The sequence below is a fragment of the Pseudomonas sp. HLS-6 TE3448 genome (assembly GCF_053629555.1).
Window position 1 is genome coordinate 773,603 of sequence record NZ_JBRJIO010000001.1, and the last position, 15,637, is coordinate 789,239.

Consider the following 15,637-nt stretch of genomic DNA (forward strand, 5'->3'; position numbering starts at 1 on the left):
TCACCCCTTCTTGCCGATGTGGCTGTCCGACCGATCTTCACCGGTCACGTCCCGAAACCATAGCCCATGGTGCTTTTTCGCCCAGGCACGGCTCACCCAACCATGCACCATGGCACCGTTCGAGCCCTTGATCCAGATACCGGCATAGATATGCACGATGATGCTCAATACCAGCACGAATGCAGCCAATGCATGCAGCAGTGTCGCCAGACGAATACTGCCAATACCGAAATACTGACTGAAGTAGGCACGCCAAATCACCACGCCGCTGAGCAGCAACACCAGCATGCAAAGCAGCAACGTCCAGAACAGTAGCTTCTGCCCGGCGTTGTACTTACCCACAGGCGGCACGCCCTGCTCTTCATTGCGCATCACCCGGTCGACCCGCCGGAGCCAGAGCCGATCATTCGCCGTGAGCATGTTCGCCCGCCAGAAACGTATTACCAGACCCAGGAACAACACAAACATCAGCACCCCCATAAAAGGGTGCAATATCCGCGTCCAGGGCCCGCCGCCAAACAGATGGCTGAGCCAGAACAATGCAGGATGAAACAGCGCCAGCCCGGACAACGCCGCCATGAAGAACAGAATGGCCACCGCCCAGTGGTTGCTGCGCTCATTCGCGGTGTAACGCAGGATCGGTTTGTCTTTCATGGCCGATCCTCCCCTTGTGCCCCAGGGTTGCTCGGGTCGAAGACATGCACTGCCGGGTCAACCTCATGCACGCTGGGGTCCTTGCCAGCCGGATGCTCATCGTCCTCGATCCGCTGCGGGCCAATACGCACATAGTGGAAGAACCCCGCCAACACCGCCGCGCCCATGGCCAACAACGCCAACGGCTTGCTCATGCCCTTCCACAAGCCAACCAAGGGGCTGATCACCGGTTGATTCGGCAGGCCAGCGTAGAGCTGAGGCTGATCGGCATGGTGCAGCACGTACATCACATGAGTACCACCAACACCGTCTGGATCGTACAAGCCGGCCTGCTCGAAACCGCGCGACTTGAGATCGACGATGCGTTCGGCGGCATGCTCCTTCATGTCCGCCTTGCTACCAAAGACAATCGCACCGGTTGGGCAGGTTTTGACACAAGCCGGCTCCAGCCCGACGGCGACCCGATCCGAACACAGGGTGCACTTGTAGGCCTTGTGGTCCTTCTGTGAGATCCGCGGAATATTGAACGGGCAGCCCGTGATGCAATAACCACAGCCGATACAGTGATCCTGGTTGAAGTCGACGATGCCATTGGCGTGCTGGATGATCGCCCCCGGGCTAGGACAGGCCTTCAGGCACCCCGGATCGGCGCAGTGCATGCAACCGTCCTTGCGAATCAACCACTCCAGGTTACCCACCGTATTCTCATGCTCCGTGAAACGCATCAGGGTCCAGGTTTCGGCGCTCAAGTCCTGAGGGTTGTCATAGGTGCCGAGGCTATGCCCAACATCGTCACGCAACTCGTTCCATTCCGAGCACGCCACCTGGCAAGCCTTGCAGCCGATGCACTTGGACGTGTCGATCAGCTTCGCAACCTCCTCTTGCTGGCGCACCGAAGGAGGTAAGGTGGTGGTGGCTGAACGGGCAATAATGTCTTGGCTGGCCATCAGATTTTCTCCAGGTTGACCAGGAACGACTTGGATTCCGGGGTCTGGGTATTACCGTCACCGAGGTACGGCACCAAGGTATTGGTCAGGTAGCCGTGACGGGTGGCACCGGTGAAGCCCCAGTGCAAGGGAATGCCGATTTGATGCACGGTCTGGTTGTTGACCTGCAGTGGACGGATCCTCTTGGTCACTACGGCCACCGCCTCGATATGCCCTCGCTTGCAGGTCACCCGAACCCGATCCCCTGCGACAATGCCCTTCTCCTTGGCCAGTGCTTCGCCAATTTCAACGAACTGCTCTGGCTGCGTCACAGCGTTGATCGGGCAATGTTTGGTCCAGAAATGGAAGTGCTCGGTCAACCGGTAGCTGGTGGCGGCATAGGGGAAGTCCTTGGCCTGCCCCAGCGAGTCCCAGACCGAATCGAACACGCGTCCGGCCGGGTTGCTGGTCGCCTGTTTGTTGCCCGGGTGCAGCGGGTTGATGCCAATTGGCGTCTCGAACGGTTCGTAATGCTCGGGGAACGGGCCTTCGGCCATCTTGTCCAGCGCGAAGAAGCGCGCTACCCCTTCGGGGTTCATGATGAACGGGTTCATCCCCGCCTCTGGAGCGACATCCGCTTTGTAGTCCGGCACATCGGTACCACCCCAGGTCTTGCCGTTCCACCAGACCAGTCGCTTGTTCGGCGACCAGGGCTTGCCTTGCAGATCAGCCGAGGCGCGGTTGTACAGAATCCTTCGGTTCATCGGCCAGGCCCATGCCCACCCCAGGTTCTGCTTCATGCCATAGGGATCGCTATTGTCACGCCGGGCCATCTGGTTGCCTTGCTCGGTCCAACTGCCGCAGAAGATCCAGCAGCCCGAGGCGGTGCTACCGTCGTCCCTGAGCTGAGGGAAACCAGACAGTTGTTGCCCCGCCTTGAACGCCATACCACTGGCGTCGGTGAAGTCGGCGGTGACATAGCCGTTGAACTCCTTGGCGATTTCTTCAGGCGACGGCTCATCCGCTACCTTGTAAGGCCAGTTGAGCTTGAGTATCGGTTCTGCCCAGGCACCGCCCTCGCGCTGGTAGCGCTCGCGCAAACGCAGGAACAGTTCGCTCATGATCTTCACGTCGGTGCGAGCCTGGCCCGGGCCTTCGGCACCCTTCCAGTGCCATTGCAGCCAGCGGCTGCTATTGACCAACGAGCCGTCCTCCTCGGCAAAGCAGGTGGTCGGCAGGCGGATGACCTCGGTCTGGATATTGACGGTCTCAACGTCGTTGTACGGCCCCACATTGCGCCAGAACTCAGATGTCTCGGTGGCCAACGGGTCCATTACCACCAGCCATTTGAGCTTGGCCAGCGACGCCATTACACGGTTCTTGTCCGGCAGCGCAGCAATCGGGTTGAAGCCCTGGCAGAAGTAGCCATTGACCTGCCCCTTGGCCATCATGTCGAACATTTTCAGTACGTCGTAGCCAGGAACATCCAGCTTGGGCAGCCAGTCATAACCCCAGTGGTTTTCCGCTGTCGCGTTGGCTCCGTACCAGGCCTTCATCAAGCTGACATGGAACTTGCCGTAGTTCTGCCAATAAGACATCTGCCCGGGACGTAACGGCTTGAGCGCTCGCTTGGCGATGTAGGCGTCGTAATCCTGCTCGGCATCGGACGGCAGGGTCAGGTAGCCGGGCAACAGATTGGACAGCAGGCCCAAGTCCGTCAGCCCCTGGATATTGGAATGCCCACGCAAGGCGTTGACACCGCCGCCAGGCATACCGACGTTACCCAACAGCAACTGCACCATGGCCGCACTGCGAATGATCTGCGAGCCAATCGAGTGCTGTGTCCAGCCCAGGGCATAGAGGATCGTCATGGTTTTGCCCGGCTGCGAGCAGGTGGCGATCTCTTCCCAGATCTTGCGCATGCTGTCTTCCGGCATGCCGCAAATCTGGCTAGCCAAGGCCGGGGTATAACGGCTGTAGTGCTGCTTCATCAATTGGTAGACGCAACGTGGGTTCTGCAGCGTTGGGTCGACCTTGGCAAAGCCATCTTCACCGATCTCATAGCCCCAACCGGACTTGTCGGTGTAACTGCGCTTGGCTGCGTCGTAGCCTGAAAACAGCCCGTCCTCGAAAGCGAAGCCGGCTTTTACGATGAACGAAACATCGGTGTAGTTACGCACGTACTCGTGCTGAATCTTGTCCTCAGTCAACAGGTAATTGATCAACCCGCCCATGAAGGCAATATCACTGCCCGTGCGAATTGGAGCATAGTAATCCGCTACTGACGCAGTACGGGTGAACCGTGGATCGACCACGATCAAACGAGCCTGGTTGTGCGCCTTGGCTTCGGTCACCCACTTGAAGCCACACGGGTGGGCTTCAGCGGCATTACCGCCCATCACCAGAATCAGATTCGCGTTGGCGATATCGGTCCAGTGGTTGGTCATGGCTCCACGGCCATACGTCGGGGCAAGACTTGCCACCGTCGGGCCATGTCAGACACGTGCCTGGTTATCGAACCCCAGCATGCCGAAACTGCGAACGACCTTATGGGTCATGTAACCGGCTTCGTTGGACGAAGCGGACGCGGCGAGGAAACCCACCGTCAGCCAGCGGTTGACCGTCTGCCCCTGCGCATTCTTCTGCACAAAGTTGGCGTCACGGTCGGCCTTCATCAGGTCGGTAATGCGGTTCAGAGCATCATCCCAGGAGATTCGCGTCCACTCACTGCTGCCCGGCTTGCGCACCTGTGGGTACTGCAACCGGCTAGGGCTGTGGATAAAGTCGAGCAAGCCCGCGCCTTTCGGGCACAACGTGCCGCGATTGACCGGGTGATCGGCGTCGCCTTCGATATGGATGATGTTCTGCGCGACATTCTTGGCTGCATCGCCCTGGCTGTACATGATCAGGCCGCAGCCGACAGAACAGTAAGGGCAAGTGTTGCGGGTCTCGTGGGCGTGGGCCAGCTTGAAGTGGCGCACCTGCTCGGCGAAGGCCGGGGTCGGGGCCATTCCCAGCGCAGCCAGGCTTGAGCCTCCAAGGCCAATAGCGGCGACCTTGAAGAACTGACGACGGTTGAGGTCCATCGTGCACTCCTGATCAGGTTTGGGACGCCTGGAGCAATGCCAGGCATCTCTTGAACGATCACAGTGGCGACGTTACGGCTGTCGCCAGTTGATACTTTAGTCAAGATTGCGCGGGATGGAGTAAAAACGGATCGTCGGGGGGCCTCGTGGCGAGATCAACCTTCATCCGTTAGCGATACTGGTCAACCCGCCCCCTCAGCGTGGTTTGAGTGACGCGCGGGTCGAAGTCGATATCCACAAGCACGATGAAAAACTGATAGCAAATTGCCTTCAATCGTGATTACTGAGGCCGTAGAACAGAGTATGCTGCATCCGCAAACATGGCACCTAAACATAAGTTCAATGCCACGTTAAATGGCGTTCAACAGGGTTTAACTGAAGCAGCGCGACACGATCTGGCACCTCATTAAGTTCAAGAACTAAACCCCACACGTTCTGAACAACACACAATAGCAAGGAGCATCAGCAATGGCATTGAACTACACGGACGCCTCAGGAAACGCATGGGCTGTGGACAACGCTGGAAATTTGACCAAGGCTACCAAATCAGGTACCTACGGCAATACGTTGGACGGTAGCAATATAGCGCTTTACATTGGTGGTTCAACGTCTTCTGCCTACTTGCCATGGTCCACAACAAGTAGTTCAGCCAGTACACAGACGGTCACCGCAACACACTCTACTTCTGGCATTACCATTACGCGCAGTACCTATATCGGCGATGGTTTTGTCCGCACACTGGAAGTCGTAAAAAATACAGGTGCTTCCGCCCAGTCGGTCAACCTTCAACTGGCTGACGACGTTTACTACGATAGCAACACTGTCATAACAGCCACCAGCAGCGGCGACACTGTACGCAATACTGCTGATGACTGGTTCGCCGTCGGCAGCCGTACCAACAGCACCGCCACACAACTTGTCCATGTGGTTTCCGGAGGCGCTGGCTCGCCAAACGCCACGAGCGAGCAATACGGCAGCGCTGATCGGCCGCAGACCTCCTACAACCTGACGCTGGCGGCTGGTGAAACCAAGGTAGTCATGCATTTTTATGCACTGGCCACCGATGCTGTTGGCGCAAAAGCGATTGGCAGTTCGCTCGCAGGCCTGACAAACAGCACCTACTTAGCGGGCATGACCCCGACCGAACTGAACGGTCTTATCAACTTCACCCAGGATATTTCCAGCAGCGCAACCAAAACGCTTGCAGCGTATCAGGCCAACCTCACACTGACGGGTACTTCCGTCATCAATGGTACCGGCAACGAACGCGACAACATCATTACTGGGAACACTGCGGCTAACACGCTCACAGGCAATGGCGGTAACGACACCCTAATCGGCGGGGGCGGCAACGATACCCTGATCGGTGGCGCAGGCAGTGACACACTTGATGGGGGCGTGGCAAATGACAAAATGATGGGTGGTCTCGGTAATGACATTTATGTCGTCGATTCGGTCAGCGACACGATAACCGAGAACGCTAATGAAGGCATTGATACGGTCAAGAGCAGCGTCAATTTCAGTATTGCAACGTTTCAGAATGTCGAAAACATAACGCTGACCGGCACGGCGCTGAGTGCGACCGGTAATGTCAATGCCAATACATTGATCGGCAATGCGTCCAACAACACGCTAAACGGCGGGGATGGCAACGATATTCTCAACGGCGCGGGCGGCGTCGACACATTGAATGGCGGCAATGGTAATGATGTATACATCGTAGATACGACGACCGACGGCATCATTGATAGTGCGGGCACAGACCGCATTGAGTCCTCTGCCACGCTCAGCCTGGCCGCGTATGCAGCCATCGAAAACCTGACACTGACTGGGGCTGCCGCCATCAATGGCACTGGCAACGCCCTTGCAAACACTATCGTGGGTAATGCCGCAGCCAACATCATTGATGGCGGTGCAGGTGCAGACATCATGATAGGGGGTGCAGGCAACGATACGTACATCGTACGTGACAGCGGCGATGTCATCACCGAAGGCAGTACGGGTGGTGCCGACACCGTGATAAGTCATCTGAATCACACGCTAGGGGCCTACCTGGAAAACCTGACCCTGGCGGGGGCAGCTGCAATCGGCACAGGCAATGCTGGAAACAACTCGCTCGTGGGCAATGCCAGCAACAATACCCTGAGCGGCCTTGCTGGCAACGACACACTCAATGGTGGAGGCGGAATTGACACACTCAATGGTGGTGACGGTGACGACCTTTATATTGTCGACACAGATACCGACATCATCATCGACACATCAGGTGTGGATACCGTGCAAAGCATGGCCAACTTTTCGCTGGTCACTCGCACGGCCATCGAAAACCTGAAACTGGTCGGCACCGGAACCATGAGCGGTACCGGCAATGCGTTGAACAATGAGATCTCCGCCAACGTCGGTAACAGCATTATCAATGGCGGTAGCGGTGAAGACACCGTCAACTACGCCAGCGCTATCGCGGGCGTCACGGTCAACGTCAATGGCACGAACCAGGTTACTGGCGGCTCAGGTACTGACACACTGAGCAACATTGAAAACCTTTCTGGGAGCCAGCACAACGATCGCCTGACGGGTGATGGCAATGCCAATACCCTTCGTGGTGGCGACGGCAATGACATCCTGATTGGCGGCGCAGGCAATGACCAACTCTATGGTGATGCAGGCAATGATCGTTTGGTAGATGCTATCGGCGATGACACGCTGAGCGGTGGCTCGGGTGACGATACTTACGTTGTTGCCGGCAACGCTGGGTCGATTCTGATTGAAGACTCAATCGGCATTGACACACTGGATGCTTCGGGAGCCACAGGCGGTGTAACCATCGATCTGACGCCCGGAAGCACCAGCAACATTGATGGGCGGATGGTGACGCTTGCCTCTGGAGGCACTGTAGACACAGCACTCGACGTGCTATTCCTGCAAGACGCCTCTGGCTCGTTTAGCGATGACGTTACCAAGGTGAAAACGCTAGTACCACAAGTGGTATCCGCCCTGTCTGAAGTTCAAGCAGACAACCGCTTTGGTCTGGCCTCCTTCATCGACAAGGGCGAATACGTTTATCGCACTGATCTGGCGATGACCGCCAATCAAACCAGCCTGATCAACGCACTCAATACATTGACCATTGGAAACGGTGGTGACACTCCCGAGGCGCAAATTGAAGCCCTGATGCAGGCGGCTGTTCGTCAGACCGAACTGGGTTTTCGCACCGACTCTTTCCGCGTTGCGATCGTGATGACCGACGCCAACTATCACAAGGCAGGCGATTCATCCTACGTTGCCAATGATGGTGATGCCGTACTGGAGGTCGAAGACTACCCGACAGTTGAGCTACTCAAGACAAAGCTGCTGGCAAGTGGAATAGTGCCGGTATTTGCAGTCACTGCAGGTAACGAAACCTACTACAACGACCTTGTAAAGCAGTTGGGTTTCGGCACAGTCGTGACGCTGGCGACGGACAGTTCCAATCTGGTTGAGGCCGTGACCGATGGCATGAGTCAGATTACCGAGGCTCGGATCGAGAACGCCATAGGTAGTCTTTACAACGATACCTTGATCGGTAACGGACTCACCAATCGCCTGGAAGGCTTGGCTGGCAACGATACCTACTACGTTCAAGACAGCCGGGACGTCGTGGTTGAAGCCGTCGCGGGCGGAACCGACCTGGTCATCAGCACGGGTAGCTATACGCTCTCGGCCAACGTCGAAAACCTGACACTCACTGGCTCCGGACATATCGACGCCACTGGGAACGCACTGGACAACCAGCTCGTAGGCAATAGCGGAAACAACGTGATTTCCGGCGGTGCGGGTGCCGACAGAATGCTGGGTGGACGTGGCAATGACACCTACATCGTTGATAGCGCAGGTGATCGCGTAATCGAGTACTCAGGCGCTGGTACCGATACCGTAACCAGCTCGGTCAGCTATGGACTGAGCGCCAACGTTGAGAACCTAGTCCTTACGGGCACAACGATTATCAACGGAACAGGCAATGAACTGGCCAACATACTGAGCGGCAACAGCGCCGCCAACGTGCTCAACGGCGGCGCGGGCAACGACACCCTTATCGGTGGTGCCGGCCAAGACTCACTCACTGGTGGCACTGGCAACGATACCTTCGACTTCAACTCGCTACAGGAGATGGGAATAACCAGCTCGACCGCTGATGTCATCACTGATTTTTTTCGAGGGCAGGACAAAATCGATCTGTCGACATTGGATGCCATAACCTACACAACCTACAGTAACGAGGCATTCTCGTTCATCGGCAATACAACCGCCTTTACTGCCGCCGGGCAACTGAGGCTGCAGGACAGTGTGCTGTACGGCAACACCGATACAGACAGCGACGCAGAGTTCGCCATCAAGCTCACAGGAGTGACGACCCTGGCGGCGACCGACTTCGTTCTGTGATCTAGCGCGTAAACGGTTACGACGATAGCCACCTCAGGTTGCTAACAACCCCGACAAGCCTTAGCGCTTATCGGGGTTTGTTTTTTTTGTGTGCGGGCGAGCTGCAACGTTTGCGTCAGTGCCCATCATGACGTGCTGGCGCCAGAGCGAAACCAGAAGCAACGCTGCGGGCATCAACTGCTGCTTTAAATGTGGGATAGCGCGTGACAACCAAGCACCTGCTCAGCGCTTTGCCGAAAAGCTGAACATCCCGTCCCCTTTGTAGGAAAGCGCATAATCCGCCGCCGATATTACAACGCCATCCACGATAACCGCATAGTGCCTTTCAAAAAATGCTTCATGGGTATGAAGTGCATCGTTTGCCGAATGGTTTATGTAGGTTGTGACACTAATCAAGATTGCACCCAACATGACAATCGGCCCGGGGCTTAATAACACCATTTGAAGGAATGCTAGCCCACCAAACGCGTTGACCGATAGTGACTTCGGCCCAAGCATAAATATGAGAAGACCGACTACCATAATCATCCAACCTATAAAACTCAAATAGTCGAAAGGATCACTATAACGCTCGTAATAATCATGATACGCCGATTCAAATCCCACTACCCTTGCCTCTTCCGGCAACCTTTCCAGCAACACCGGGGTTGCTCCATGGTCTTCAACTGACATCCTGCCCTCCTGCCGGTAGCGCGGGGAAAACACCTCGGCCCGCAACCCAAACCGGGTACATCATGTAATAGGAAAAATCGCATAGCGCGCTCAGTGGGAAATTAACAGAGCATGCAATTAATGCCCGAGAAAAATTACTAAATAATAATTCTCAGAAGCCTCCTACACACAAAAAAGAAAAGCAGATCTATGACAAACTTAAAACATAGCGGCATTTCTACCGACCAATAAAAAACCCTGGCCGCCTCATGGCGATCAGGGTTTTTATTCTGAAGCTTAATGCTGGCCCTACAGGACGCCACACCGGGTAACGCCCAATAGAATCTTTACATTTAACCTCATCCGTTAGAACGGAATATCATCATCAAAGCTGTCGAAGTCCGGAGCCGGCTGTGGTGCTGGCTGTTGCGGAGCTGGACGCTGTGGTGCCTGCTGTGGGCGTGGCGCCTGCTGACGCGGGGCCTGGTTGTAGTTGTTACCACCACCCTGCGGAGCACCGTCCTGGTTCTGCGGACGACCGCCGAGCAGCTGCATGGTGCCCTGCATGTCGACGATGATCTCGGTGGTGTAACGCTTGATGCCGTCTTTTTCCCACTCGCGGGTTTGCAGCTTGCCCTCGATGTAGACCTGGGAACCCTTACGCAGGTATTCGCCAGCGATCTCGGCAACCTTGCCGAACATCGATACGCGGTGCCACTCGGTGCGCTCGACCTTCTGACCGGTTTGCTTGTCGGTCCACTGCTCGCTGGTCGCCAGGCTCAGGTTGGTCACGGCGTTACCGTTGGGCAGGTAGCGGACTTCGGGATCCTGGCCGCAAGTACCGACCAATATGACTTTGTTAACCCCACGGGCCATAACGTTCTCCTAGGCTTCGCACGCCGCGGATGCCGGATTGACCAGGCGCTCCAGGGTCGAACGATCCAAAATTTTCGTATCCAGTTTGATATAGATGGCGGCTTCATCTGCCACCACCACTGCGTCGGTCACACCCGGGACGGCCATAAGCCGCTCGGTCAGCCCCGCTTCACGGACGGCCTCGGCCGACAGCGGCATGCGCAGGCTGGTCACGTACGGCGGCTCGCGCATGCCTACCGCAACCACCCACCACAGGGCACAGAGCAACGCACATCCGAGGAAGACCATGCTCAAGCCACCGTGCTGGAACAACCAGCCGCCGATAATTCCCCCTAGCGCGGCACCCAGGAACTGACTGGTGGAGTAAACCCCCATTGCAGTTCCCTTGCCACCGGCAGGCGACACCTTGCTTACCAGCGAAGGCAACGACGCCTCCAACAGGTTGAAGGCGGTGAAGAATATCACGGTGCCGATCACCAGTTCTTGCAAGTTGTCTGCCGATACCCAGAAGAATAGTTCAGTGAGCATCAATACACTCACCGCCCCGAGCAACACACGCTTCATCTTGCGCTTTTTTTCGCCGTAGATGATGAAGGGAATCATTGCGAAGAATGAAATGAGCAGGGCCGTCAGGTACACCCACCAGTGCTCCTCCTTCGGCAAGCCGCCACGCTCGACGAGCGCCAATGGCAAGGCCACGAAACTGGCCATCAGGATGGCGTGCAGAACAAAGATACCGACATCCAGACGCAACAAATCGGGGTGCCGCAAGGTCGGGCCAAGGGCCTGTTTCGCCACACCCGACTCACGGTGCTGCAAGGCGCCGTGGGAGGCTGGAACGACGAACGCGATCAGCGCGATGCCGACAAGCGCCATCGCCGCTGTGGCCAGAAACAACCCCGACAAGCCAAAGGCCCGCGTCAGCAAGGGCCCTACCACCATGGCCACCGCAAAGGACAAGCCGATACTCATGCCAATCATGGCCATGGCCTTGGTTCGATGTTGCTCACGGGTCAAATCCGACAGCAGCGCCATGACTGCCGCCGAAATAGCACCAGCGCCTTGCAGTACGCGCCCGGCAATCACGCCCCAAATGCTGTCGGCGTTGGCTGCCAGCACACTCCCCAGGGCAAAGATGACCAGGCCCAGATAAATAACCGGACGCCGACCAATCCGATCGGAAATGACCCCGAACGGGATCTGCAGGAATGCCTGGGTCAGGCCATAGGCGCCAATGGCCAGGCCAATCAGTGCCGGCGTGGCGCCGGCCAGGTCCATGCCATAGGTCGCCAGAACCGGCAACACCATGAACATGCCTAGCATACGGAATGCGAACACCAGTGCCAGGCCGCTTGCGGCGCGAGTTTCGCTACCACTCATGCGTTCGCTGTGGGGATCGTGCATGGATAAACCTCGTGTGAACCGGCGGCGATTCTACCAGCCCGATCGATTGTCAGCATATACGTGACGCTTTGCCGCGTGCTGGCATGCAGCCTTATACTCACCGGTTTATGCCCGCCAAGCGAGGCCGCAGTGGACAAGATCCTGATTCGTGGGGCACGAACCCACAACCTTAAGAACATCGACCTGACCCTGCCCCGGGACAAGCTGATCGTCATCACCGGCCTGTCTGGCTCTGGAAAGTCGTCGTTGGCGTTCGACACCCTCTATGCCGAAGGCCAGCGCCGTTATGTCGAATCGCTGTCGGCCTATGCCCGACAGTTCCTATCAATGATGGAAAAGCCCGACGTCGACACCATTGAAGGCCTGTCGCCAGCAATTTCCATCGAGCAGAAGTCGACCTCGCACAACCCGCGCTCGACTGTCGGTACCATCACCGAAATCTACGACTACCTGCGCCTGCTTTACGCACGTGTTGGTACGCCACGCTGCCCGGACCACGATATTCCGCTGGAAGCACAGACCGTCAGCCAGATGGTCGATCTGGTGTTGGCGCAGCCTGAAGGTAGCAAGCTGATGCTGCTGGCACCGGTGATTCGAGAGCGCAAGGGCGAACACCTGGCGATCTTCGAGGAGTTGCGCGCTCAGGGCTTTGTCCGCGCTCGGGTCAACGGCAAGCTGTTCGAGCTCGACGAACTGCCCAAGCTGGACAAACAGAAGAAGCACACCATCGAAGTGGTGGTCGATCGCTTCAAGGTTCGCGAGGACCTGCAGCAACGCCTGGCGGAGTCCTTCGAAACGGCTCTGAAGCTTGCCGATGGCATCGCCCTGGTTGCGCCAATGGATGAAGAGCCCGGCGAAGAGCTGATCTTCTCCGCCCGCTTCGCCTGCCCGATCTGCGGCCATGCCATCAGCGAACTGGAACCTAAGCTGTTTTCCTTCAACAACCCCGCTGGCGCATGTCCAACCTGCGACGGCCTCGGCGTGAAACAGTTCTTCGATGTCAAACGCCTGGTCAACAATGAACTGACCTTGGCAGAGGGCGCGATACGCGGCTGGGACCGACGTAACGTCTACTACTTCCAGATGCTTGGCTCCTTGGCCGCGCACTATGGGTTCAGTCTCGAGGTGCCCTTCGGCGAGCTGCCAGCCGACCAGCAGAAGGTCATTCTGCACGGCAGCGGCAACCAGAATGTCGACTTCAAGTACCTCAACGACCGCGGCGATATCGTCAAGCGGTCACACCCCTTCGAAGGCATCGTGCCGAACCTGGAGCGCCGCTACCGGGAAACCGAATCGGCCACCGTCCGCGAAGAGTTGGCCAAGTTCCTCAGCACTCAGCCCTGCCCTGACTGCCGCGGCACACGGTTGCGACGCGAAGCACGGCACGTATGGGTTGGCGAGAAAACCCTGCCAGCCGTTACCAGCCTGCCAATCGGCGATGCCAGCGAGTACTTCGGAGGCCTGAAACTGAGCGGGCGACGCGGTGAAATCGCCGACAAGATCCTCAAGGAAATCTGTGAGCGCCTGCAGTTCCTGGTGAACGTGGGCCTGGATTACCTGACGCTAGACCGTAGTGCCGACACCCTGTCGGGCGGCGAAGCACAGCGTATTCGGCTAGCCAGCCAGATCGGTGCCGGGTTGGTCGGGGTGATGTATATCCTCGACGAGCCGTCCATCGGCCTGCATCAACGGGACAACGACCGTCTGCTGGCGACCCTCAACCACCTGCGCGATATCGGCAACACCGTGATCGTGGTGGAACATGACGAGGATGCCATTCGTCTGGCTGACTATGTGGTGGATATTGGGCCTGGTGCTGGCGTACACGGTGGACAAATCGTCGCCGAAGGCACGCCCGCCGAGGTAATGGCACACCCTGATTCGCTGACCGGTAAATACCTCTCGGGCCGGGTCAAAATTGCCGTACCGGCCACCCGCACGCCGCGTGACAAGAAGCGCTCACTGAAGCTCAAGGGCGCGCGCGGCAACAACCTGCAGAACGTTGACCTGGAGATTCCGATTGGCCTACTGACCTGCGTGACCGGCGTTTCCGGCTCAGGCAAGTCAACCCTGATAAACAACACGCTGTTCCCCCTGGCCGCGACCGCCCTTAATGGTGCGACCAGCCTTGAAGCGGCACCGCATAGCAGCTGTGATGGCCTGCAACACCTGGACAAGGTCGTGGACATCGACCAAAGCCCGATCGGTCGCACGCCGCGCTCCAACCCGGCCACCTATACCGGCCTGTTCACACCGATTCGTGAACTGTTCTCCGGCGTGCCGGAGTCGCGCTCACGCGGCTATGGCCCGGGACGCTTCTCCTTCAACGTCAAGGGCGGACGCTGTGAAGCGTGCCAGGGCGATGGCCTGATCAAAGTCGAGATGCACTTTCTACCTGACATCTATGTGCCGTGCGATGTCTGCAAGAGCAAACGCTACAACCGCGAAACCCTGGAGATCAAATACAAGGGCAAGAACATCCACGAAGTTCTCGAGATGACCATCGAGGAAGCCCGGGAGTTCTTCGATGCGGTACCGGCGCTGGCGCGCAAGCTGCAAACGCTGATGGACGTGGGGCTCTCCTACATCAAGCTGGGGCAATCTGCGACCACCTTGTCCGGTGGTGAGGCTCAGCGGGTGAAGCTGTCGCGCGAACTGTCCAAGCGCGATACTGGCAAGACGCTGTACATCCTCGATGAGCCGACCACCGGTCTGCACTTCGCCGATATTCAGCAGTTGCTCGATGTGCTGCACAGGCTTCGTGACCACGGCAACACCGTGGTAGTGATCGAACACAACCTGGACGTGATCAAGACGGCCGACTGGCTGGTCGATCTCGGCCCGGAGGGTGGCTCCCGAGGAGGCCAGATCATCGCTTGTGGGACGCCTGAAGAGGTCTCGGAGATGGAGCAGTCGCACACAGGTCATTACCTAAAACCGTTGTTACTGCGCGACAGGGCCTGATGCCCATGAAAAAGCCCCTGCCGCGCAAACGGCAGGGGCTTTTTTGCAGCATCGCGAACTACATCTGCGATTGCAGGTAGTTTTCCAGGCCGATGGACTTGATCAGGCCCAACTGCTTCTCCAGCCAGTAGGTGTGATCTTCCTCGGTGTCAGCCAGTTGCGCACGCAAGATATCGCGGCTGATGTAGTCCTTGTGCAGTTCGCACAACTCGATGCCTTTGCACAGTGCTGCACGGACTTTGTACTCGAGGCGCAAATCGGCTGCGAACATATCCGGCACGGTAGCACCGATGTCCAGATCGTCAGGACGCATACGCGGTGTGCCTTCAAGCATGAGAATACGGCGAATCAGGGCGTCAGCGTGTTGTGCCTCTTCTTCCATCTCATGGTTGATACGCTCGTAGAGCTTGCTCAAGCCCCAGTCTTCATACATGCGCGAGTGGATGAAATACTGATCACGTGCCGCCAGTTCTCCCGTCAGCAACGTGTTGAGGTAGTCGATTACGTCCGGGTGACCTTGCATCGCCCTGCTTCTCCCTAAGTGAAAGTGACAGTGTGAACCAGGATGAAGGAGAGGTCACTGCGATTAACGTAAAATCAGGTAAAAAGGGGTGCAAACAGTAGTCAATTGCATTGAAAAACCGCCCTAATGCGGGC

At 57.3% G+C, this 15,637-nt stretch carries 9 protein-coding genes; 2 read left to right on the forward strand and 7 right to left on the reverse strand.

The genetic code is table 11. The annotated features are described in order from the left end of the window. The 3 genes from AB7M23_RS03670 to fdnG are packed head-to-tail and all read right to left on the reverse strand — an operon-like array spanning position 1 to position 4,666. Entirely contained in the window at positions 1-654 is a 654-nt protein-coding gene (locus tag AB7M23_RS03670; RefSeq protein ID WP_065759186.1) for a formate dehydrogenase subunit gamma, read from the reverse strand. Then, positions 651-1,601 carry a formate dehydrogenase subunit beta gene (gene fdxH / locus AB7M23_RS03675; protein ID WP_454240232.1) on the reverse strand — a complete coding sequence of 317 codons (951 nt, stop codon included), beginning with the start codon at positions 1,599-1,601 and terminating at the stop codon, positions 651-653. The genes AB7M23_RS03670 and fdxH overlap by 4 nt, the downstream gene beginning before the upstream one ends. Continuing rightward, the gene (fdnG, locus tag AB7M23_RS03680) at positions 1,601-4,666 is read right to left on the reverse strand and encodes a formate dehydrogenase-N subunit alpha (RefSeq protein WP_454240233.1); all 3,066 of its coding nucleotides are present in this window, start codon (positions 4,664-4,666) and stop codon (positions 1,601-1,603) included. Before fdnG ends, fdxH begins: the two co-directional genes overlap by 1 nt. A gap of 468 nt (positions 4,667-5,134) precedes the next feature. On the opposite strand from fdnG, the gene AB7M23_RS03685 reads away from it, so the two are divergent. After that, a complete protein-coding gene (locus AB7M23_RS03685; RefSeq protein WP_454240234.1) occupies positions 5,135-9,085 on the forward strand; it encodes a M10 family metallopeptidase C-terminal domain-containing protein in 3,951 nt (1,316 codons plus the stop codon). A 222-nt stretch (positions 9,086-9,307) separates the two neighbouring features. Here AB7M23_RS03685 and AB7M23_RS03690 read toward each other — a convergent pair whose 3' ends face one another. From AB7M23_RS03690 to AB7M23_RS03700, 3 genes are all read right to left on the reverse strand, one after another. Further along, on the reverse strand, positions 9,308-9,757 hold the full coding sequence (locus AB7M23_RS03690; RefSeq protein ID WP_454240235.1) for a hypothetical protein: 450 nt from the start codon (positions 9,755-9,757) through the stop codon (positions 9,308-9,310). Between the two features lie 345 nt (positions 9,758-10,102). Beyond that, entirely contained in the window at positions 10,103-10,612 is a 510-nt protein-coding gene (locus AB7M23_RS03695) for a single-stranded DNA-binding protein (protein ID WP_065759190.1), read from the reverse strand. A gap of 9 nt (positions 10,613-10,621) precedes the next feature. After that, on the reverse strand, positions 10,622-12,016 hold the full coding sequence (locus AB7M23_RS03700) for an MFS transporter (RefSeq protein ID WP_102051725.1): 1,395 nt from the start codon (positions 12,014-12,016) through the stop codon (positions 10,622-10,624). Positions 12,017-12,145: 129 nt separating this feature from the next. On the opposite strand from AB7M23_RS03700, the gene uvrA reads away from it, so the two are divergent. Beyond that, a complete protein-coding gene (uvrA, locus tag AB7M23_RS03705) occupies positions 12,146-14,980 on the forward strand; it encodes an excinuclease ABC subunit UvrA (RefSeq protein WP_454240236.1) in 2,835 nt (944 codons plus the stop codon). Positions 14,981-15,038: 58 nt separating this feature from the next. On the opposite strand, the gene bfr is transcribed toward uvrA, so the two are convergent. Next, a complete protein-coding gene (bfr, locus tag AB7M23_RS03710) occupies positions 15,039-15,503 on the reverse strand; it encodes a bacterioferritin (RefSeq protein WP_065759193.1) in 465 nt (154 codons plus the stop codon). Positions 15,504-15,637 lie beyond the last annotated feature (134 nt).

Bases quoted from the DNA above. Each gene is read 5' to 3' on its own strand.
- AB7M23_RS03700 (WP_102051725.1), bottom strand. From the start codon at position 12,016: ATGCACGATCCCCACAGCGAACGCATGAGTGGTAGCGAAACTCGCGCC.
- bfr (WP_065759193.1), bottom strand. From the start codon at position 15,503: ATGCAAGGTCACCCGGACGTAATCGACTACCTCAACACGTTGCTGACG.
- fdxH (WP_454240232.1), bottom strand. From the start codon at position 1,601: ATGGCCAGCCAAGACATTATTGCCCGTTCAGCCACCACCACCTTACCT.
- AB7M23_RS03670 (WP_065759186.1), bottom strand. From the start codon at position 654: ATGAAAGACAAACCGATCCTGCGTTACACCGCGAATGAGCGCAGCAAC.
- AB7M23_RS03695 (WP_065759190.1), bottom strand. From the start codon at position 10,612: ATGGCCCGTGGGGTTAACAAAGTCATATTGGTCGGTACTTGCGGCCAG.
- AB7M23_RS03690 (WP_454240235.1), bottom strand. From the start codon at position 9,757: ATGTCAGTTGAAGACCATGGAGCAACCCCGGTGTTGCTGGAAAGGTTG.
- AB7M23_RS03685 (WP_454240234.1), top strand. From the start codon at position 5,135: ATGGCATTGAACTACACGGACGCCTCAGGAAACGCATGGGCTGTGGAC.